Source organism: Pseudomonas sp. NPDC087358 (genome assembly GCF_044900785.1).
Classification (GTDB): Bacteria; Pseudomonadota; Gammaproteobacteria; order Pseudomonadales; family Pseudomonadaceae; genus Aquipseudomonas.
In genome coordinates, this window is the sequence record NZ_JBJDOA010000008.1 from 1 (window position 1) to 21419 (window position 21419).

Below are 21419 nucleotides of genomic sequence, written 5' to 3' on the forward strand. Positions count from 1 at the left end.
GAAAGCCGTCGTCGCCATCGAGGTAGGCCTTGATGGCGGTGATTTTGAATTGAATCGAATACTTGCCCATGCTGAACACCCAAAAAGTCAGGATTAATGTCCAACTTTTTGAGGTCAGTTCAGCCCGTAGGAGCGGGCTTGCCTCTGGGCCGCATCCGGACGAGCTGCCGGGTACCGGCCGTAGGATCAGACACTCGGTGGGTCAGGTGCATACCATTCACAAGATTTGCTGGCGCTTCGCGCCAGATCGTCGGCAGGCCGGACTCCCACGCCCTCCGGGAGGAAGCGGTCGGCATCTGTCGCCCGCCGGCCAGAATCGACAGCCTGCCCCCGACACGCCCTCCACAGGTTTGTTTCCCAGCTGCCCATCTGATCTGCTGTTTATCGCAAAACCTGCATCTGTACTGAAACCTGTTTGCCGCGCATAGTCGGCTCTTCCGTGACCGCAGGCACGTGCCTGCTCCCGCAACTGGCGAGCCCTCCATGAAGCGTTACGAAAAGTTTGCCGAGGACATCGCCGAGCTGATCCGTTCCGGCGTGCTCGCTGCCGGGCAGCGGGTGCCGTCGGTGCGCTACGCCAGCCAGACCCACGGCATCAGCCCCTCCACCGTGTTTCAAGCCTATTACCTTCTGGAGCGCCGTGGGCTGATTCGGGCCCGGCCGCGCTCGGGGTACTTCGTCAATGACAGCCTTGGCAACCAGAGCCTGGCCAGCCAGCGGTTCGATCCAGCGCCCGCCCAGGACATGCCCGACCCACCGCAGGTCAGTGAAACCACCGAGGTCGATGTCAGTGAGCTGGTGTTTTCGGTACTGGAATCGATCAAGGACCCGAACACCGTGCCCTTCGGTTCGGCATTCCCCAGCGCGGCGCTGTTTCCGTTGCAGCGCCTGGCGCGGTCGTTGGCCAGTGCCACGCGGGACATGGACCCGCGCATGGTGGTCAGCGACCTGTCACCAGGAAACCCGGTCCTGCGTCGGCAGATCGCGCTGCGCTACATGGTCGCCGGACAGATGTTGCCCATGGAAGAACTGCTGATCACCAACGGCGCGCTGGAAGCCCTGAACCTGTGCCTGCAGGCGGTGACCGAGCCTGGGGATCTGGTGGCGATTGAAGCTCCGGCGTTTTATGCCTGCCTGCAGGTGCTCGAACGCCTGAAACTCAAGGCCGTCGAGATTCCGGTGCACCCACAGACCGGGATCGATCTGGGCGTGCTCGAACACACCCTGGAACGTTATCCGATCAAGGCCTGCTGGAGCATGACCAGCTTTCAGAACCCTACCGGTGCGACCGTTTCGCAATCGCGCAAGCGCGAGCTGGTGGAGCTTTTGCGCAAGCATCAGGTGCCATTGATCGAGGACGATGTCTACGCCGAGCTGTACTACGGCCAGCACGCACCTAAACCGGCCAAGGCGTTCGACACCGAAGGGCTGGTGCTGCATTGCGGATCGTTTGCCAAGAGCCTTGCGCCGGGTTACCGGGTTGGCTGGGTCGCGGCCGGTCGCTATGCGCAAAAGGTCGAGCGGCTCAAACTGATGACGTCCCTGTGCGCGTCAATGCCCGCCCAGGCTGCCATCGCCGATTACCTGCAGCACGGCGGTTATGATCGCCATCTGCGCAAACTGCGCAACAGCCTGGAAGACCAGTTGCGCGCCATGCTCGGCGCGGTCGCCCGCTATTTCCCGGCACAGACCAGGGTCAGCCAGCCTGCCGGAGGTTATTTTCTGTGGCTTGAATTGCCGGAGCAGATCGATTCGCTGAAAGTGTTTCAGGTGGCGCTGGCCCAAGGCATCAGCATCGCCCCGGGGCCGATGTTTTCGCCAACCCGGCGCTTTGGCAATTGCATTCGCTTGAACTACGGCAGCCCGTGGGGCGAGACATCCGAGCGGGCGATGGAGACGCTGGGCAAGATCATCCGGTCAATGCTGGGGACAGCGCCTGGGGCCGCCCTGGCGCCCACCCAGTAGCACGTCGCGCCGTTTGGCAACGCCTTCACAAAACCCTGCAGCAGTCCGGCTTGCCGGCGGCAGCGTCCTTCATATCGCTGACCGCCGGCAACCCTGACTGCAGGCTCTGCAGCTGCGGTGCGGCTTACCGACCACCCGCCAGGTCGATGAACGCGCCGGTCGAATACGAGGCCTTGTCCGACAGCAACCACAGAATCGCCTCGGCCACCTCGTCGGCCAGCCCGCCACGGCCCATGGGAATGGTCGGTTCCAGTTTGCTGACCCGCTGCGCATCGCCGCTCAGGGCGTGGAACTCGGTGAAGATATAGCCCGGGCGCACGGCGTTGACGCGGATACCCTCGCCCGCCACTTCCTTGGCAAGACCGATGGTGAAGGTGTCCAGCGCACCCTTTGAGGCGGCGTAGTCGACGTATTCGCCCGGCGAGCCAAGGCGTGCGGCCGCCGACGACACGTTGACGATGCTGCCGCCATGCCCGCCGTGGCGCGGCAACATACGCAGCAGCGCGTGCTTGCTGCACAGCATCGGCCCGACCACATTGCTCATCATGATCTTGAGCATGCGAAATTCGGACATGGTCTCGACCCGTGAGGCTTCGCCCACCGTGCCGGCGTTATTGACCAACGCGCTCAAGCGCCCCAATTCGGAGTCCACCCGGGAAAACAGGCGGATGATTTCGTCTTCGTTGCTGACGTCGGCCTGGATCGCAATGGCGTGCCCGCCCGCCTCGCGAATCTGCCCGCAGACGCGTTCTGCCGCGCCGTGGTCAGACAGATAATTGATGCACACGCGATAACCCTGCGAGGCCGCCAGAATAGCCGTGGCAGCACCAATACCTCTGGAGCCGCCAGTGATGAGGAGATTTTTATCCATGGAGAGTCCGAATCGATGCGTGCTTTTTAGTGTTGTGCAACGTGTTGAACGTCAAAGGGTGTCCTCGGATACGCGTTTGTGCGCCGCGACAATATCCGCCATGAAGCGGTCTGCTGGCAATGGATGACCCAGCAGATAGCCTTGCAACGAATCGCACCCCAGCCGGGTCAGGAAGTTCTGCTGGCTGCTGGTCTCCACGCCTTCGGCGACGATGCGCAGGTTCAGCGCCTGCCCGAGCGCGACGATCGCCGAGACAATCGCCGCGTCGTCACTGTCATGTTCCAGATCACGGACGAAGCCACGGTCGATTTTCAACTCGTTGGCCGGCAGGCGCTTGAGATACATCAGGCTGGAATAGCCCGTGCCGAAATCGTCGATGGACAAGTCCACCCCCATGTCCGAGAGCTTCTGCAGGACCGTCATGCTCGCGTCGGCATCGCTCATGGCCGTGGTTTCGGTGATTTCCAGTGTCAGGCAGTTGGCGGGCAGTCCATGGGCGGCCAGCGAGTTGGCCACGGTCTTGACCAGCGCCGCGTGGCAGAACTGCAAGGCCGACAGGTTCACCGCAATACGCCAATGGGTGTAACCGGCGTCGTACCAGACGCGCATCTGACGACAGGCCTCGTTGAGCACCCAATCACCGATGTTGATGATCAGACCGGTCTTCTCCGCCAGGCCGATGAACTTGTCAGGCATCAGCAGACCCTGCTGCGGATGATTCCAGCGCACCAGGGCCTCGGCGCCCACCGGTTCACCGGTTCCGGCAGCGAACTTGGGCTGGTAGTGCAGGCAGAACTGGCCTTCGCGCAGGCCGACGCGCAGATCCTGCAACAGCTGCAACTGGTTGCGCGCATTGGTATTCATCGACGCATCGAAAAAACTGTAGCCGTTCTTGCCTGCGCTCTTGGCGTGATACATCGCCGCATCGGCATTCATCAGCAGCTCCTGCTGAGTGCGGCCGTTGCCCGGGTACAGGCTGATGCCGATGCTCACTGTTATCTGCAGGTCGTGGTCCTGGACGTTGAAGGGCTTGCCGACCAATGCCACCTGGCGGGACGCCACGGTGGTCGCGTCGTCGATTTCCTCCAGTTCCACCAGCAGCACGAACTCATCGCCACCGATGCGCGCCAGCGTGTCATGGCGGTGGAAGTTGTCACGCATGCGCAGCGCCACCTCACGCAGCAGCTGGTCGCCCACGTGATGGCCGAAGGCGTCGTTGACCGGCTTGAATCCGTCCAGGTCCATGAACATCAGGGCAAACAGGCCGCCCTGGGAGTCGACCTTGCCCATGGCCTGCTCGATACGGTCGGCCAGCAATACCCGATTGGGCAGCCCGGTCAGCGTGTCGTGCAGTGCCAGTTGGGTCAGCTCGCGATTGGCCTCGCTCAACGACTGCGCCAACTGCGCGGTACGGGCTTCCAGACGGGCATCGAGAATCGACGTCAGCAAGGTGATGGTCAGCACCGCCAGGCTGGTGATCAGCACCAGTTTGTCCAGACCGTCAGTGCGCAGCCCCGTCACCGCGGCGCCACAGAAACTGCCCTCGGGAAAATTGGCCGCGGCCATGCCGGTGTAATGCATGCCGACGATGGCAAAACCCATCACCACCGCTGCGCCAAAGCGCATCAGGTGCACGTAGGGGGTCTGCCGGCGCAGGCGCAGGGCGATGCACAATGCCGCGGCGGAGGCGGTGACCGCGATCAGCAGGGAGGCTGCGAACAGCGTCGGGTCGTAATCGATCCCCGGCTGCATGTGCAGCGCCGCCATGCCCGTGTAATGCATGGTGCTGATGCCGGCCCCCATGGCCAGCGCGCCGAGCAGGATCTGCAGCGGCGGCACATGCCTGTGACTGATCAGCCACAGGGCGAAGCCTGATGACAGAACCGCCACCAGCAGCGAAAGCAAAGTCAGGGAAAGGTCGAAGCCCAGGTCGATCGGCAGCTTGAACGCCAGCATGCCAATGAAGTGCATCGACCAGATGCCGATGCCCATCGACAGCGCTCCGCCGCAGATCCACATGACCATTGCCCGGCCCTTGGCGGTGGCAATGCGTCCGGCAAGATCGAGCGCGGTATAGGACGCCAGAATGGCCACGAGAATGGAAACCAGGACCAGCGACAACGTGTAGTGTCCAATCAGCATGGGGCGTAACTCATGACTCAACCAGATAAGGCTTTACAGCCATGGAATACGGCGGCGATTGTACCGAAATCCGGGAAAATGTCGCGGCAGTCCGTCGTAATCATGGCATTAAGCCATTTAAGCATGGCTAACGTCTGGACAACTCGGGCTCACGCGTCAGACCGGTCTCGGCATTCCAGCCCCCACCCAGTGCCGCGATCAACTGAACGCTGGCAATCAGGCGGCTTTGCAGCAGTGTCAGCACACTGCGTTCGTTACTCAAGGCCGTGGTCTGTACGTTCACCACATCAAGATAGCCAATCAAACCGGCCTTGTATTGGTTACTGGTCAGACGCAGCGAATCGCGCGCCGCCGCCAGGGCTTCGTCGCGGACCCCGGCTTCCTGCTCGTAGACGCGCAACTGCGCCATGTAATCCTCGACTTCCTTGAAGCCGTCGAGCACGGCCTGACGATATTGCGCCACGGTCTGGTCGTACACCGCTTCGGTGCGGTCCACCTCGGCAGAGCGCTGGCCACCGTCGAACAGGGTCATGGCCAGTTGCGGGCCGACTGACCAGAAACGGTTCGGCAGTGTGATCCAGTTGCTGAAGGTACTGCTGCTGTAACCGCCGTTCATGCTCAGGGTCAGATCGGGATAGTACGCAGCCTTGGCCACCCCGATATTGGCATTGGCGGCCATCACCGAGCGTTCCGCGGCGGCGATGTCGGGGCGCCGCTCCAGCAGCTGCGAAGGCAATTGCACCGGAATCTGCGGCAAGCCGGGGACGCTGGTGGTCGCTGCCAGGCTGAAATCGGCAGGCGCCTGCCCCATCAGTACCGCAATGGCATTCTCGAACTGCGCGCGCTGCCAGGCCAGATCGATCAGGTCGGCCTGGGTCGACTTGAGCTGGGTCTGTGCCTGCGCCACCGCGTCGCGCCCGGAAATCCCGGCGCGGTACTGATTCTGGGTCAAGGTCAGGGAGCGCTGGTAGGTCTCGACCGTCGATTCGAGCAGGCGCTTCTGCTCGTCGATGACCCGCAGTTGCAGGTAGTTCTGCACCAGTTGCGATTGCAGGCTCAGTTGCATCGAGGCCAGATCGGCGAGACTGGCCTGGGCACTGGCCTTGTCGGCCTCAAGGCCGCGGCGCAACTTGCCCCAGACGTCAGCCTCCCAGCTCACCCCCAGCTGCGCGTTGTAGGTGTCGCGAATCCCACTGCTGGAGCTGCTCAGGCTGGAGTTGCTGCTGCCGGTACCCTGGCTTGATCGATTCTTGCTGGTGGTCAGATCCACCGTGGGGAAAAACGCGCCACGAGCGCTGCGAACCAGCGCGGCCGCCTGACGGTATTGCGCCTCATACTGGGCCACGGTCTGGTTGGAGCTGTTGAGCTTTTCCACCAGGGCGTTGAGCTGCGCATCGTTGTAGACCTCCCACCAGGCGCCGCGGGCCATTGCATCGCCGGGGTTGGCCTGGGTCCAGCCCTGGGCCTGCTTGAAGTGCGCAGGCGTCGGCATGTCCGGCGTCTTGTAGTCCGGACCGACCGCGCAACCACCGAGCAGCAGCGCACACAGGGTCACCGCCAGGGGCGTGGCCAGGGTGCGCCGCGATGGCAAATTCCGCTGGTTGGCAAAAGCGTTGAGGCGATGAGTCATAGCGGCGTTTCCAGGGCAACATCGGTCTGCACACCACGCCAGGTATTGAAGCGATGGCGCAGACGGTCGAGGTAAAGGTAAACCACAGGCGTGGTGTACAGCGTGAGGATCTGGCTGAGGATCAGCCCGCCGATGATGGTCAGGCCCAACGGGCGACGCATCTCGGCCCCTTCGGCACTGCTGAGCAGCAATGGCACGGCACCGAGGATCGCCGCCAGGGTGGTCATCAGGATCGGTCGCAGGCGCTGCAGACAGGCATTGCGGATCGATTCGAGCGGCGTCATGCCACTGCCCCGCTCCAGCTGCAGGGCAAGGTCGATCATCAGGATGGCGTTCTTTTTCACCACCCCGATCAGCAGAAACAGCCCCAGCAACGAGATCAGGCTGAACTGGCCACCGGTCAGGTAAATGCTCAGGAGCGCGCCAACGCCGGCCGACGGCAGCGTCGACAGAATGGTCAGTGGGTGGATATAGCTCTCGTAGAGAATCCCCAGCACCAGATACACCGCCACCAGCGCGCCCAGGATCATCCATGGCTGGCTTTTCTGGGTGGCGGCAAAGGCATCGGCGGTGCCGGCCATCTTGGCAATCACGTCTTCGGGCAGGCCCACCGCTGCCACGGCGCGCTCGATGGCCACGGTGGCCTGGTCCAGCGTCACGCCGTCGGCAAGGTCAAAGGACACACTGTCGGAGGCGAACTGACCGTCGTGGGCCACACGGTCGTCTTCCAGGCTGCGCTCGTAGCGGGCGATGGTCGACAACGGCACCCGCGCGCCATCGGCGGTGATCACTTGCACCTGCTCCAGGGTGATCGGGTCCAGGGCGTACTTGGGATTGACCTCCATCACCACCTGATACTGGTTCAGCGGGTCATAGATAGTCGACACCTGACGCTGGCTGTAGGCGTTGTTGAGGACCGTGGTGACCATGTTCATGTCGATGCCCAGCCGTTTGGCCGCATCACGGTCGACGATCAGCGTCACCTGCTGGGTGCCGCCGCCATCATGGGCGTCGATGGCGGTCAGCTGCGGCAGCGACTTGAGCGCTGCGACCACTTTCGGATACCACAGGCGCAGGGTTTCCAGATCGCCGCTTTGCAGGATGTACTGGTATTGCGAGCTGGTCTGTTCACGCCCCCCGCCCAGTTGCAGGTCTTGATCGGGTTGCAGGAACAAGCGCCCGCCCGGCACCTTGGGCATTTCCTTGCGCAGTCGCTCGACCACTTGTTCAGCGCCGATCCCGCGCTCCTGGATCGGTTTCAGACGCACGATGATGAAGGCGTTGCCGGTGCCGCCGTTGCCGCCGATGAAACCGGCCACGCTTTCAACGGCAGGGTCCTTGAGGATGGCATTGCGGAACACGTCCATCTTCGGCTGCATGACCGAGAACGACAGGCCATCGTCACCGCGCACGAAGCCCATCAACTGGCCGGTGTCCTGCTGCGGCAGAAAGGTCTTGGGCACCACCACATACAGGGCGACGTTGACGCCGATGGTGATCAACAGCGTCAGCAGGGTCAGGCGGCGGTGGCGCAGCGCCCAGCCGAGGCTGCGGTCGTAGCCGACGACCATGCGATCGTTGATGCGCTGGCTCCAGCGTTGCAGGCGATTCTCCTGGCCTGGCACATGAGGTTTGATCCAGCGCGCGCAGAGCATCGGGGTGAGCGTCAGTGAGACCACCAGCGACACCACGATGGAGGCCGACAAGGTGATGGAAAACTCGCGAAACAGGCTCTCCACCAAGCCGCCCATGAACAGTATCGAAATGAACACCGCGACCAACGACACGTTCATCGACAGCAAGGTAAACCCGACCTCTTCGGCCCCGCGGTAAGCGGCCTGCATCGGCGGCACGCCCTCGTCGATGTGCCGCGAGATGTTTTCCAACACGACGATGGCGTCGTCCACCACCAGACCGGTGGCCAGAATCAGTGCCATCAGCGACAGATTGTTCAGTGAGAAACCGCACAGATACATGATGGCGAACGTGCCCACCAGCGATACCGGCACCGCCAGGGTGGGGATCAGCGAGGCGCGGAAATTGCCGAGAAACAGGAACACCACCAGGATGACCAGCATCACGGCGATGAGCAGGGTCATTTCCGCTTCGTGCAGGGTGGCCTTGATCACGGGCGAGCGATCCATGGCCAGATCCAGGGTGACGCTGGCCGGCAACACCGCCTGCAGGGCCGGCAACTGCGCCTTGATCGCCGCCACGGTCTCGATGATGTTGGCGCCCGCCTGGCGGTTGATCACCAGCAGCACGGCTGACTTCTTGTTGAAGAAGCCGCTGTTGTAGCGGTCCTCGACCGAGTCCCTGACCCTGGCCACGTCCTTGAGGCGCAACGCGGCGCCGTCCTGGTAGCGAATGATCAGTGATTCGTAATCCTTGGCCTTTTCCAGCTGATCGTTGGCCTGCACTTGCCAGTTGTGCTCGGCATTCTCCACCGAGCCTTTGGGTCGACGCACGTTGGAACCGGAGATTGTGGTACGCACCTCATCCAGCGACACGCCGTACTGATCCAGCAGTTTGGGCTCAAGCTCGACCCGCACCGCCGGCAGCGAGCTGCCGCCGATCTGCACCTCGCCCACGCCGTTCACTTGGGACAGGCTCTGGGACAGGATCGTCGAGGCCAGGTCGTACAGCTGGCCTTTTTCCAGCACATCGGAGGTCAGCGACAACACCATGATCGGCGCCTGGGACGGATTGACCTTCTTGTAGGTCGGCATGCTGCGCATCCCGCTGGGCAGCAGATTGCGCGAGGCGTTGATGGCCGCCTGCACTTCGCGCGCGGCGCCGTTGATGTCGCGGTCCATGTCGAATTGCAGAATGATCCGCGTCGAGCCTTGGCTGGAGCGGCTGCTCATGGTGTTGACCCCGGCGATCGTGCCCAGCGATCGCTCCAGCGGCGTGGCCACGCTGGACGCCATGATTTCCGGGCTGGCACCGGGCAGCGAGGCACTGACCACGATCACCGGAAAATCCATGTTCGGCAACGGCGACACGGGCAGCAGGCCAAAGCTCATGCCGCCCAGCAGCATGATCGCCAGGCTCAGCAGCATGGTCGCCACTGGCCTGCGGATGAAAGGCGCCGAGAGGTTCACCGGGACCACTTCCAGGCTGTATGCAGCAAGCTGCAAGGAGCTGTGGCGGCGTAAACCCGCTTGCAGCGTGTGGCTTGTGGCGTGTAGCGGCTGCCACTCATAGCGCCACCTCGGTCTTGCCTGTGCGACGGAACCTGCGTCCCATCCGGTCGAAATACAGATAGATGACCGGCGTGGTGAACAGCGTCAGCACCTGGCTGACCAACAAGCCACCTACCATCACCAGACCCAAGGGTTGGCGCAGCTCGGCGCCGGAACCGGTGGCGAACATCAGCGGGATGGCGCCGAACAATGCCGCCAGGGTGGTCATCAGGATCGGCCGGAAGCGCAGCAGCGCCGCTTCGTAGATCGCCGTTTGTGGGTCGATGCCACGGTTGCGCTCGGCGTCCAGGGCGAAATCGATCATCATGATCGCGTTCTTCTTGACGATGCCGATCAACAGAATGATGCCGATGATGGCGATCATCCCCAGATCGTTGCCGCTGAGGATCAGCGCCAGTAACGCGCCGATGGCCGCCGAAGGCAGTGTCGAAAGAATGGTGATCGGGTGGATGTAACTCTCGTACAGCACGCCAAGCACGATGTACATGGTCACCACCGCTGCCAGCACCAGCAACAGCGTGCTGGACAGCGAGGCCTGGAAGGCTTGTGCCGCGCCCTGGAACTGGGTCTGCACGCCGATCGGCATGCCGATGTCCTTCTGCACCTGCTCGATCACTTCCACCGCCTGCCCCAAGGCAACGCCGGGGGCCAGGTTGAACGACATCATCACCGCCGGGAACTGGCCCATATGGGCAATCGCCAGTTGCGCCTGACGCTGTTCGATCCTGGCCAGGCTGGACAACTTGACCTGCCCGCCATCGGTGGTCTTGACGTGAATCTGCTCCAGCGCCTGCGGCCCGAGATCATTGCCGGCCGCGGCCTGCAACACCACGCGGTACTGGCTGGCCTGGGTATAGATGGTGGAAATCTGCCGCTGGCCGAAGGCGTCATACAGCGCGTCAGTGATGTTGGAAACGGTCACGCCCAGGCGGCTGGCGGCGTCGCGATCGATATTCAGGTACACCTGCAGGCCCTTGTCCTGCAAGTCGCTGGCGACATCGGTCAGCTCCGGGCGCTCGGCCAGGGCCTGGACCAGCTTGCCGCTCCACAGGCTCAGCAATTCGGCGTCCGGCGAGGACATGCTGAACTGGTATTGAGTGCGGCTGACCCGGTCTTCGATGGTCAGGTCCTGCACCGGCTGCATGAACAGGCGAATTTCCGAGAGCTGATCGACTTCCGGCTGCAGACGCTGGATCACCTGACTGGCCGAGACATCGCGCAGGTTATGCGGTTTGAGGTTGATCAGCATGCGCCCGCTGTTGAGCGTGGCGTTGTCGCCATCGACGCCAATGTAGGACGAAAGGCTGGCCACCGCCGGATCTTGCAGGATGATTTTCGCCAACGCTTGCTGCCGCTCGCTCATGGAGGCAAACGACACCGATTGCGGCGCCTCGGAGATGCCCTGGATCACGCCGGTATCCTGTACCGGGAAGAAGCCTTTGGGCACCACCAGATACAGCAACACGGTGATGCCCAGCGTGGCGACTGCCACCAGCAGGGTCAGCGGCTGATGCCTGAGCACCCATTGCAGCTTGCGCCCGTAGGCGGCGATCAGCCAGTCGATCCAGACGCCGCTGGCACGATAGAAGCGGCCCTGCTCTTCGGGCTTGGGTTCGCGCTTGAGCAGGCGCGCGCACATCATCGGCGTCAGGGTCAGGGAGACCACCAGGGAAATCAGGATCGCCACGGCCAGGGTGATGGCGAACTCGCGGAACAGCCGCCCCACCACATCGGCCATGAACAGCAGAGGAATGAGCACTGCGATCAGCGAGACGGTCAGCGAAATGAGCGTGAAGCCGATCTGCCGGGCACCCTTGAGGGCCGCTTGCAGCGGTGTCTGGCCCTCCTCCAGATGCCGGGAAATGTTCTCCAGCATGACGATCGCATCGTCCACCACGAAGCCGGTGGCAATGGTCATGGCCATCAGGGTCAGGTTGTTCACCGAGAAACCGGCCAGGTACATGACGCCGAACGTGCCCACCAGCGACAGCGGCACGGCAACCGATGGAATGATCGTGGCACTGAAGCGGCGCAGAAACAGGAAGGTGACCAGCACCACCAGCACGATGGAGATCAGCAATTCATGTTGCACGTCGCTGACGGAGGCGCGGATCGTCTGGGTGCGGTCGGTCAGCACCACCACGTCGAGCCCGGCAGGCAGGTTGTCGGTAATGCTCGGCAGCAAGGCCTTGATCCGGTCGACCACTTCGATGACATTGGCACCGGGCTGGCGCTGGATGTTCAGCAGCACCGCCTGATTTTTATTGGCCCAGGCCGCCAGGCGCTCGTTTTCCGCGCCATCGACAATCTGCGCGACATCCTTGAGTCGCAGCGGGCCGCCGTTTTTGTAGGCCAGGATCAGGTTTGCGTATTCCTCGGGCGACTTGAGCTGATCGTTGGCGTCGAGCATCGACACCCGGGTCGGACCATCGAAGTTGCCCTTGGGTGTATTGACGTTGGAGGCGCTGACCAGTGTGCGCACGTCCGACAGGTTCAGACCGTTGGCGGCCAAGGCGTCAGGGTTGACCTTGATCCGCACCGCCTGACGCTGGCCGCCGGCGATGCTGACCATGCCGACGCCGCTGATCTGGGCGATCTTCTGCGCCATGCGCGTGTCGACCAGGTCATTGAGCTTGGGCAGCAGCATGGTTTTGGAGGTAATGGCCAGGGTCAGCACCGGCGTGTCGGCCGGGTTGACCTTGTTATAGGTCGGCGGCGCCGGCAGGTCGCTGGGCAACAGGTTGGTGGCGCCATTGATGGCCGCCTGCACCTGCTGCTCGGCCACGTCCATGTTGATGTCCAGGCTGAAGCGCAAGGTAATCACCGAGGCGCCGCCGGAGCTGGTCGAGGCCATTTGCGTCAGGCCCGGCATCTGGCCGAACTGGCGCTCCAGCGGCGCGGTCACTGCGCTGGTCATCACTTGCGGGCTGGCACCGGGATACAGGGTCATCACCCGGATGGTCGGGTAGTCGACCTGCGGTAACGCGGACACCGGCAGCAAGCCGTAGGCAATCAGCCCGGCCAGCACGATGGCCAGCATGCTCAGGGTGGTCGCCACCGGCCTCAGGATGAACAGCCGCGAGAGGTTCATACGTTGCCTTTTTTCGCGCTGGCGACGTCGGCAGACTCACCGGACTCCTTGTCTTTGGACGGCTTGCCCTGCAGTTTCTGACCGGGGGTGGCGGGTACATCCTTACTGTCGTTGACCACCTCCACGTCGCTGCCGTCTTTCAGACGGTCGGTGCCTTCCAGGACCACGCGGTCGCCGGCTGCCAGTCCTTCGGTGATGACCGTCGAGTTTTCATCGCTCGCGCCGGTCTTGAGCTGACGAATGCGCACCTTTTTGTCGCCATCCATCACGTAGACGAACGTGCCGTTGACGCCGAACTGAACCGACGCCGATGGCACGAGCACCACGTTTTTCAGGGTTGTGGCCAGCAGCCGCGCATTGACGAACTGGTTGGGGAACAGGGTTTCGCTCTGGTTATCGAAGCGCGCCTTGAATTTCAGGGTGCCGGTGGTGATATCGATCTGGTTGTCGATGCTGGCCAGTACCCCGCGCGCCTGCAGCTTCACATCGCCACGGTCCCAGGCTTCCACCGGCAGCTTTTCCCCGCTGCGGTAGTGGCTGATGACATCGGCCAGGTCTTTTTCCGGCAGGGTGAAGTTGACCGTGATCGGTTTGGTCTGGGTGATCACCGCCAGTGCGGTGGTGTCATTGGCGGCGACCAGATTACCCACGTCCAGTTGGCGCAAACCAACGCGCCCGGCAATCGGCGCGCGGATCTGGGTGAAATCCAGATTGAGCCTGGCGTCGCCCACTGCCGCCTGATTGGTCTTGATCGTGCCCTGATACTGGCCCACCAGGGATTCGGCGGTGTCCAGCGTCTGCTTGGCAATGCTGTCCTCTTTGTACAGGCCCCGATAGCGCTGTACATCGAGTTGCGCATTTTTCAGCAGCGCCTGGTTCTGCATCAGGGTGCCTTCAGCCTGCTGCAGAGCGATCTGATAGCTGCGCGGGTCGATCACTGCCAGCAGGTCACCGGCCTTGACCTGCTGCCCTTCCTCGAAGCTGATCTTGACCAGCTCGCCTGCCACCCGGCTACGCACGTTGATGGTGTTCATCGCCGTGACGGTACCCAGTGCCTTGTAGTAGATCGGGAAATCGCCGGTGGATGCCGCCGCCACGCGCACTGGCACCGGCCCGGTCGAGCCACCAAAACCGGGGCGCTGCCCCCCCGCCTTGCCTGCCCCACCGCTGCGGCTGGCACTCTTGTGTGCCTGGCCGCTGTCGGCGGTGGCGTCGGTTTTTTGCGCCGAACCCGGCCAGAATCGCCAGCAGGCGCCTGCGACAATCAGCAGAACCAAGAGGCTGAACAGCCAGCGACGGGAGTTACGTGGAGCAGACGATTGCATGAATTAAGTCAACCAGTGTGCGCGTGAGCGTCTTCGGGAGGCTGAACAATAAGCATAGTTACCTGCCAAGCAAAGAGCCTTTACCGGCAATTTACCTAGTGCCTACTTGGGTAAGGTGCTGAAGTGCAAATAAAAACGGCCTGATCGAGTCAGGCCGTTTTGTGTTGCCATGTATTGCAGCGTGATGTCTGACAATACGCAACGGCCAACTTAGTTGAGCACTGCCAGAGCAGCTTCGTAGTTCGGCTCCTGGCCGATCTCCGGAACCAGTTCGCTGTGCAGGACGTTATTGTTTTCGTCCAGGACCACGACTGCGCGGGTAGTCAGACCGACCATGGGGCCGTCAGCGATGGCCACGCCGTAGTCTTGCATGAACTCTGCGCCGCGCATGGTGGACAGGTTCTTGACGTTTTCCAGGCCTTCGGCGCCACAGAAACGCGCCTGGGCGAACGGCAGGTCGGCGGAGATGCACAACACCACGGCGTTGTTCAGGTCGTTGGCCTGGGCATTGAATTTGCGCACCGAGGTGGCGCAGGTCGGGGTGTCGACGCTCGGGAAAATGTTCAGCACCTTGCGCTTGCCGGCGAAGGTTTCCAGCGTTACATCAGCCAGATCACCGCCGACCAGTTTGAAGGCCGGAGCCTGACTGCCGACCTTTGGCAATTCGCCGCTGATTTGTACCGGGGAGCCTCTACGAGTCACTTGAGCCATGAGCTGAATCCTTATTCTGAAGATGCGGGGTTCTGGTTGACTGCAAACCCGCAAGTTAACCACGAAACCAATGGCCGACCTACGGGGCGAAACGAATTTGTTGTCAGGCTGGGTGCGCCGCAGGCGGTTTTTCCAGCAGCCCGGGGCGTGCGCACAAATCCACCAGCCAGTCGACGAACACCCTCACCCGCCGCGACATCTGCCGATGCGCCGGGTACAGCGCGGTCAATGGCAGTCTGGGCTGCGGGCAGTCGCCGAGCACTTCGATCAACTCGCCCCGGCGCAGCAGCTCGGCGACATGGTAGTACGGTGTCTGCACCAGGCCATACCCGGCACTGCACGCCGCAAGATAGCCATCGGCGCTGTTGGTCGCCAGCGTCTTGGGCAGGTTCAGTTCCTGCGTGGTGCCGTCGATGACGAATTCCAGCCCGTAGCGTTTATTGGAGCTTGAGGAAAAATACTCGATGACTTTGTGTCGCGCCAGATCAGCAACCGTCAGCGGCGTGCCGTGCAGCTCCAGATAGCTACGGCTGGCGCAGACCACCTGGCGCATCTGCGCCAGCGGCCGCGCGACCAGCGAGTGATCCAGGGGCTGGCCGCCGCGGATGACGCAGTCGAACCCTTCACGAATCAGGTCAACCGGCCGGTCAGTCATGCCCACCTCCATCTCCAGTCGCGGATAACGCCCGGTGAACTCCGGCAGCGACGGCATGATGATCAAACGACCGAACCCGGACGGCATGTCGATACGCAGCATGCCTTCGGGGTCCTTGGCCACCGAGGAAAACGCCGACTCGGTATCGTCCAGTTCGTTGAGCAGGCTGACGCAACGCTGATAGTAGGCCTGCCCGTCCAGTGTCGGTGTGACATGCCGCGTGGTGCGCAGCAACAATTGCGTGCCCAGATGCGCTTCCAGCTGTTTGATCAGCACCGTCACCGAGGCCCGAGGCATGTGCAGGCTGTCAGCGGCCTTGCCGAAACCGCCCAGTTCGACAATCCGAGCGAAGGCGCGCATGGCGTTGAATCGATCCATCGGGGCTCCAGAGCAGGTGGATTATTCAGAATAAACGAATAGTGAAAGTACTTTTAGCCGGTTTATCGCGATTGTGTCGAGAGGCAACAATGGGCGGGTCTTAATTCCAAGAAGGAAGCCATCATGCAAACGCGACAACTGGGCAACAACGGTCCTCAGGTTTCGGCAATGGGCCTTGGCTGCATGGGCATGACCGATTTCTACACCACAGGCGGCGATCCGCAGGAAGCCATCGCCACGGTGCATCGTGCGCTGGAGATGGGTGTCACCTTGTTCGATACCGCTGACATGTACGGTCCTCACACCAATGAAGAGCTGCTGGGCAAGGCCTTGTCCGGCAAGCGCGAGCAGGCTTTCATCGCCAGCAAGTTCGGCATTGTGCGAACACCCGGGGATGCGGCTGCCCGTGGCGTGAACGGCAGCCCGCAATACATTCGGACAGCCATCGAGGGTACGTTGAAGCGGTTGAAGATCGACACCCTGGACCTGTATTACCAGCACCGCATCGATCCGAACATCGCCATTGAAGAGTCCGTTGGCGCGATGGCTGAGCTGGTCAAGGCGGGCAAGGTGCGCTATCTGGGACTTAGCGAGGCATCGGCAGCAACGCTGGAGCGCGCGCACAAGGTTCATCCGATCGCGGCCTTGCAGACCGAGTACTCGCTATGGAGTCGTGAGCCTGAAGAAAACGGCGTGCTGCAGACGTGTCGCCGTCTGGGCATCGCGTTTGTGCCCTACAGTCCGCTGGGGCGAGGCTTTCTGACCGGCACGCTGAAAAGCCCTGAAGATTTCGCCGCAGACGACTACCGCCGCAGCAGCCCGCGTTTTCAGGGCGAAAACTTTGCAAAGAACCTGCTGTTGGTGGAAAAGGTCCAGCAACTGGCGGCGGACAAAGGCGTCACGGCCGGGCAACTGGCATTGGCCTGGGTGTTGGCGCAGGGCGATGACGTGATTCCGATTCCCGGTACCAAACAGCGCAAGTATCTGCAGGAGAACGTGGCGGCGCTGGATGTGCAGCTCAGCGCGGGCGAACTGCAGGCGCTCAAGGACCTGTTTCCGGTGGCAGCAGTGGCCGGGGGACGGTATACCGAAGCGGCGATGAAGCTGGTCAACGGCTGACATCGCCACCGCTTCTGCCCGAAGGGCGTGGGAGCGGAGCTTGTCTCTGGGGCGCATCCGGACGATCTGGAACGAAGCGCCAGCCAAACCTGTGTATGCGGTCTGCCTGATGCTCCGCGTCGCCCGATTGTACGACTGCTGCGCAGCCGATCGCCGACAAGTCGGGCTCCCACGCCCTTCGGACAGAATCAAAAGCGCTGAGGCAGCCGACGTCGGCCCGTTGCTGCTCGGAGGGCGTGGGGCATTAGCACCGACCCGCTTCTGCCCGAAGGGCGTGGGGCATTAGCATCGACCCGCTTCTGCCCGGAGGGCGTGGGAGCGTGTCTTGTCCCGCGATCTGGCGCGAAGCGGCAGCCAAACCTGTGTACGCGGTCTGCCTGATGCTCCGCGTCGCCCGATTGTACGACTGCTGCGCAGCCGATCGCCGACAAGTCAGGCTCCCACGCCCTTCGGACAGAATCAAAAGCGGTGAGGCAGCCGACGTCGGCCCGCTGCTGCCCGGAGGGCGTGGGGCATTAGCACCGACCCGCTTTTGCCCGAAGGGCGTGGGAGCGGGGCTTGTCTCTGGGGCGCATCCGGACGATCTGGAACGAAGCGCCAGCAGGCCCCGCGGCGTATCTGACACGCCCCGGGGCATTCCCTCAAAAGTCGCGCTTGTAGAATATATCCAGCGAACTGGCCACTCCGCCCGCCGCCTCCAGGTACACCTTTTTGCTCAGCAGGTAGCGCAAGGCGATGGTGTTGGCTGGCTCGAACACTCCCACGCCGTAGCGCAGGCTCAGTTTGTCGGTGATCTTGCCGCTGGCCACCACGGCGGTCTTGTCGCCGCTGCCCGAGGTGTCCAGGTCGAAATCCTTGATGCCCAGGCCCGAGGCCAGTTTGCCTGCGGTTGACGACCCACCTGCCAGCCCCAATGCCAGCGCCGCCTGAGCCACCATGTTGTTGTCTTCACCATTGGTGCTCAAGGGGCGGCCCAACACCAGATAGGAGAGTGCTTGCTCCTGGCTCATGGCAGGCTCCGAAAACACCGTGGTGGTCGGCTGCTCGGCGCTGCCGCTCAGGCGGATCCCGGCAATCACGTCGTCGGTCTGGCGGATGGCTTCAATGTCCAGATACGGCTGATCCACGGGACCTGCGAACAACAGCCGCGCCTTGCGGATCGTCAGGCGCTGGCCGTAGGCCCGGTAGCGACCATCGTTGAGATTCAACTCGCCGCGAGTGTCGAGGTTGTCGCCGATGTGGACATGACCGGCCAGATTGGCGCTCAGACCAAAGCCGGTGAAACTGAGTTTTTCCTGCCCGACTTCGACGTCGACGTCCATGGCAATCGCCATAGGCGCTTTGCCCGCCTTGGTCTGCGCGCCGATGATGATGGTGTCGTCGGACACCTTGACCGTCGACGGTGGCAGCTCCCGCACAGTGATTTCACCTTTTGGAATCAGCACTTTGCCCGATACCGCCAGGCGCTCACCTTGCAAGGTGATCTTCAGGTCGGGGGCGGCTTCAAGTTTGGCGTAGGGCTCCACCGTGATCGGCAGGCGAGCGCCGCGCAGGCTGAGGTCCACGTCGAGCGCCTGCGCCCAGCCGATATGCCCGGCGAGGCTACCCTGCCCCGCAGGACCGCTGCTCCAGTCGCCTTTGAGCTGGACGTTCTCGCCGGCAATCATGGCTTGCACGTTGAGTTTTTCCAGGCTCACCGGTAGTTCCGGCCCGGATACCTCACCATCGCTCAACACCACGTTGCCGTTGACTTGCGGTGCCAGCAGGTCACCGGAGATGCGTCCGTTGCCGTTGAGTTTGCCGTTGAGTTTCTCGACCATGGGCAAGAACGGGCGGGCCACGGAAACATCCAGGCCGCTGAGGCTGAACTCACCGTTGACCGGTTTGTTCCTGCCCATGGGGTCAATGCTCAGTCGAGCCAGCAGCTGGCCCAGCTTCCCACCCCGAAAATCAAGGCTGGTGTCGACTTTCTTCGGCGTCAGGCTGCTGGTCATCTTCAGCGTCTGGTACGGGAAGTCCAGCCACTGGTTCTTGTCCCTGACCCTCAAGGTGCCGCCGCTGGCGTCGATCACCACTTGGCCGTTGGGGCCCGCCGCAGGCAGATCCAGCTGCACGTCGGCGTTGAGCATTCCCTTCCAGGCGAAATCCTTGGGCAGCCACTGCGCCAGGCTGTCCAGCGGGAACTGCTTGAGGTGATAGCGCAGGCGCGGGTCAGGCATCAGACGCTGGTCCTCGCCGCACAGGCTGGCCGGTCCGGACATCCAGCAATGGGCGCCGAAGTTGATCTTGCCGTCGGCCAGGCGTTCCAGCCGGGCGGGCTGCTGCAGCTTCCAGTCCTGGCCGCCGGTCTGGATATCGCCGCTGGCCAGACGGCCGCGCCAGTTACCCTTGTCCAGATTGCCATCCAGTGCCAGCGCAAGTTTGAGCAGAGGCCCCTGCAGGTCAAGCTTGACCTGCTGGCCCTTGATGTCACCTTGGCCATTGACGCTCAGCGTGCCCAGCGCCGTATCGCCGGCCTGAATCCCGCTGGCCTTGAGGTCTACGCTGGCACGTTGGGCGCTGTCCAGTCTGGCGGCCAGATTCAGGCTTTGCAGCCTGTTGCTGTCGTACGCCAGTTGTCCCCCTTGCAGGGTCAGTTGTCCTTGCGGCGCTTGCAGCGTACCGGCCAGATCCAGGCGCCCTTTGGCCTGACCTTGCAGGCGCGGCCACAGCTGACCAAGCCGCGGCAGATCGAGCTGCAGTTGCCCGGCCAGCTTTTGCTGCAGGCTGCCGCTTCCCTGTACGCGGTTATCGCCCAGGCGCACATCCAGCGTGTTCAGTGTCCATTTGTCTCCCACACCGTCGGCTTTGGCCTGCAGGACCGCTGGCTGACCGCGCAAGCGGCCCTTGAGATCCAGATCGGCACTGAGGTTCAGCTGCTGGTTCTTGAACGCGCCTTTGCTGCGCAAGGGCCCGGCCAATGAGCCCGGAAGCTCGGCGACCCAGAACGCGGGGTCGATGGCGCTCAGGTCCAGCGCGGTGTCCCAGGCGATGCCATCGGCAAACTGCAGATTCAAGTGTCCGCTGGCCTTGCCCTGCCCGGCAGCCAACTCCAGCTGAGGCAGAAAGACCTGCTGCAGATCGCCACTGAACGGACTTTGCAGGCTGAATGGCCCGGCCGGGCCTTTGAAGTCGCCGGCGAAATTACCCAGGTACTTGCCGTCGGTGTAGGAAACCTCAGCTTTGAAGGTATGAATGCTGACCTGGGGTTCATCCACCTGCGGATAAAGACGGTGCCAAGGGAAGTCCAGCCAGTCGATTTTCGCCTCGGCGGTCAAGCCCTTCTGCCAGTTTACCTGGCCGTTGAGTTTCAGCCGCTGCGCATCGTTGGCGGTCAGGTCCAGCGCAGAGACCTGTGCGCCGTTGGCATCCACTCGGCCCTTCAGGGCAAGCGCCACCGGACCCTGTTCGGCAGGCAGGGTGGCGTTGCCGGCAATGGCATAACCCTGCGCAAGGTCGCCCCTGGCATCGAGGGTCAGCTGATTGAGTTGCAAGGTGTCGGGCAGATCGACGCTGGGCCTGAATTGCTCGCTGGTCATCGTCACCTGCGCGGGCAGGTTCGGCGCAAGGGGCTGCAGCTGACCCACCAGCTTCGCCTCGAGGTAGCCACTGGTCTGCGCGCTGAGGTTGAGGGTCTTGAGCAGGTCGCCATCGACGTTCAGCGCCAGCGACAACGGCTGACCGCTTATATCGGGCAGCTTGATCTTGCCCTGAGCCGTCAGCGGCCAGTCGTCAACCGGTTTGAGCAGGCCGTCGAGATCGAGCACGATGTCATCGCGCCGGGCGTGAACCGAATCGATTTTCAGGCCGTCCGCCGTCCAGTGCGCCGCCAGCTGCAAGTCGCGCAGTTGCTCGGTCCCCTGCAGATGCAGGCTGGCAACCTGCACCCGGCCCAGTTCGATGGCCAAGGGCAGCTTGAGGTTGGGCAGCGTGATCGGTCCGCTGCTTTGCTCGCCGTCAGACGGCGCAAGCTGCAAACGGATGTCGCCGCTTTGCAAGGTGTCGATACACAGGGTCATCCGGGTCAGGCATGACGGCGACCAGGCGAAGACCGGGGCATCCACTTCAACCCTGGTTTGCCCCTGCTGCCAGATCAGCGAGTCAGCCTGCCATTGACCGCCCAGGTGGCCGGAGAAGTTCAGCACCTGCAACCCTGGCACGCGCGCCAGCGCCCAGCGGCTGCCTGACTCGGTGCCCAGCAGCGAACCCAGTGCGACGACGATCAGAACCACCAGCGTCAACAGGGTAATGGCCACAATGGCCGAAATACGTTTTGCCACTGCCATA

Annotated in this window: 11 protein-coding genes; 2 read left to right on the forward strand and 9 right to left on the reverse strand. The window is 62.6% G+C overall.

Annotated elements, in window-relative coordinates; genetic code table 11:
* Window positions 1–483 precede the first annotated feature (483 nt).
* Window positions 484–1965 (forward strand): GntR family transcriptional regulator MpaR, encoded by a 1482-nt coding sequence (gene mapR / locus ACI2KS_RS18940; RefSeq protein WP_404622523.1) that lies wholly within the window; start codon window positions 484–486, stop codon window positions 1963–1965.
* 124 nt (window positions 1966–2089) lie between these two features.
* Here the strand turns inward: mapR and ACI2KS_RS18945 are convergent, their stop codons facing one another.
* The 8 genes from ACI2KS_RS18945 to ACI2KS_RS18980 all read right to left on the reverse strand — a co-directional run bounded on the left by ACI2KS_RS18945 (window position 2090) and on the right by ACI2KS_RS18980 (window position 15974).
* Window positions 2090–2836, reverse strand: a complete 747-nt coding sequence (locus ACI2KS_RS18945; protein WP_404622524.1) for an SDR family oxidoreductase — start codon at window positions 2834–2836, stop codon at window positions 2090–2092.
* 51 nt (window positions 2837–2887) lie between these two features.
* The gene (locus ACI2KS_RS18950; RefSeq protein ID WP_404622525.1) at window positions 2888–4978 is read right to left on the reverse strand and encodes a putative bifunctional diguanylate cyclase/phosphodiesterase; all 2091 of its coding nucleotides are present in this window, start codon (window positions 4976–4978) and stop codon (window positions 2888–2890) included.
* Between the two features lie 127 nt (window positions 4979–5105).
* A complete protein-coding gene (locus ACI2KS_RS18955) occupies window positions 5106–6608 on the reverse strand; it encodes an efflux transporter outer membrane subunit (RefSeq protein ID WP_404622526.1) in 1503 nt (500 codons plus the stop codon).
* Window positions 6605–9712, reverse strand: a complete 3108-nt coding sequence (locus tag ACI2KS_RS18960) for an efflux RND transporter permease subunit (RefSeq protein WP_404622756.1) — start codon at window positions 9710–9712, stop codon at window positions 6605–6607. Before ACI2KS_RS18960 ends, ACI2KS_RS18955 begins: the two co-directional genes overlap by 4 nt.
* A gap of 97 nt (window positions 9713–9809) precedes the next feature.
* Window positions 9810–12905: an MdtB/MuxB family multidrug efflux RND transporter permease subunit gene (locus tag ACI2KS_RS18965; RefSeq protein ID WP_404622527.1), complete on the reverse strand. Its 3096-nt coding sequence runs from the start codon at window positions 12903–12905 to the stop codon at window positions 9810–9812.
* Window positions 12902–14230 carry an MdtA/MuxA family multidrug efflux RND transporter periplasmic adaptor subunit gene (locus ACI2KS_RS18970; protein ID WP_404622528.1) on the reverse strand — a complete coding sequence of 443 codons (1329 nt, stop codon included), beginning with the start codon at window positions 14228–14230 and terminating at the stop codon, window positions 12902–12904. Before ACI2KS_RS18970 ends, ACI2KS_RS18965 begins: the two co-directional genes overlap by 4 nt.
* Window positions 14231–14440: 210 nt before the next feature.
* Window positions 14441–14941 carry a thiol peroxidase gene (gene tpx / locus ACI2KS_RS18975; RefSeq protein WP_404622529.1) on the reverse strand — a complete coding sequence of 167 codons (501 nt, stop codon included), beginning with the start codon at window positions 14939–14941 and terminating at the stop codon, window positions 14441–14443.
* A 103-nt stretch (window positions 14942–15044) separates the two neighbouring features.
* Complete coding sequence (locus ACI2KS_RS18980; RefSeq protein WP_404622530.1) at window positions 15045–15974, reverse strand: LysR family transcriptional regulator; 930 nt, start codon at window positions 15972–15974, stop codon at window positions 15045–15047.
* Between the two features lie 123 nt (window positions 15975–16097).
* Between ACI2KS_RS18980 and ACI2KS_RS18985 the strand changes: the two genes are divergently transcribed.
* Window positions 16098–17093, forward strand: coding sequence for an aldo/keto reductase (locus tag ACI2KS_RS18985; protein WP_404622531.1), 996 nt, complete (start codon window positions 16098–16100; stop codon window positions 17091–17093).
* Window positions 17094–17734: 641 nt separating this feature from the next.
* Here the strand turns inward: ACI2KS_RS18985 and ACI2KS_RS18990 are convergent.
* Window positions 17735–21418: a translocation/assembly module TamB domain-containing protein gene (locus tag ACI2KS_RS18990; protein ID WP_404622532.1), complete on the reverse strand. Its 3684-nt coding sequence runs from the start codon at window positions 21416–21418 to the stop codon at window positions 17735–17737.
* Window position 21419: the final 1 nt, after the last annotated feature.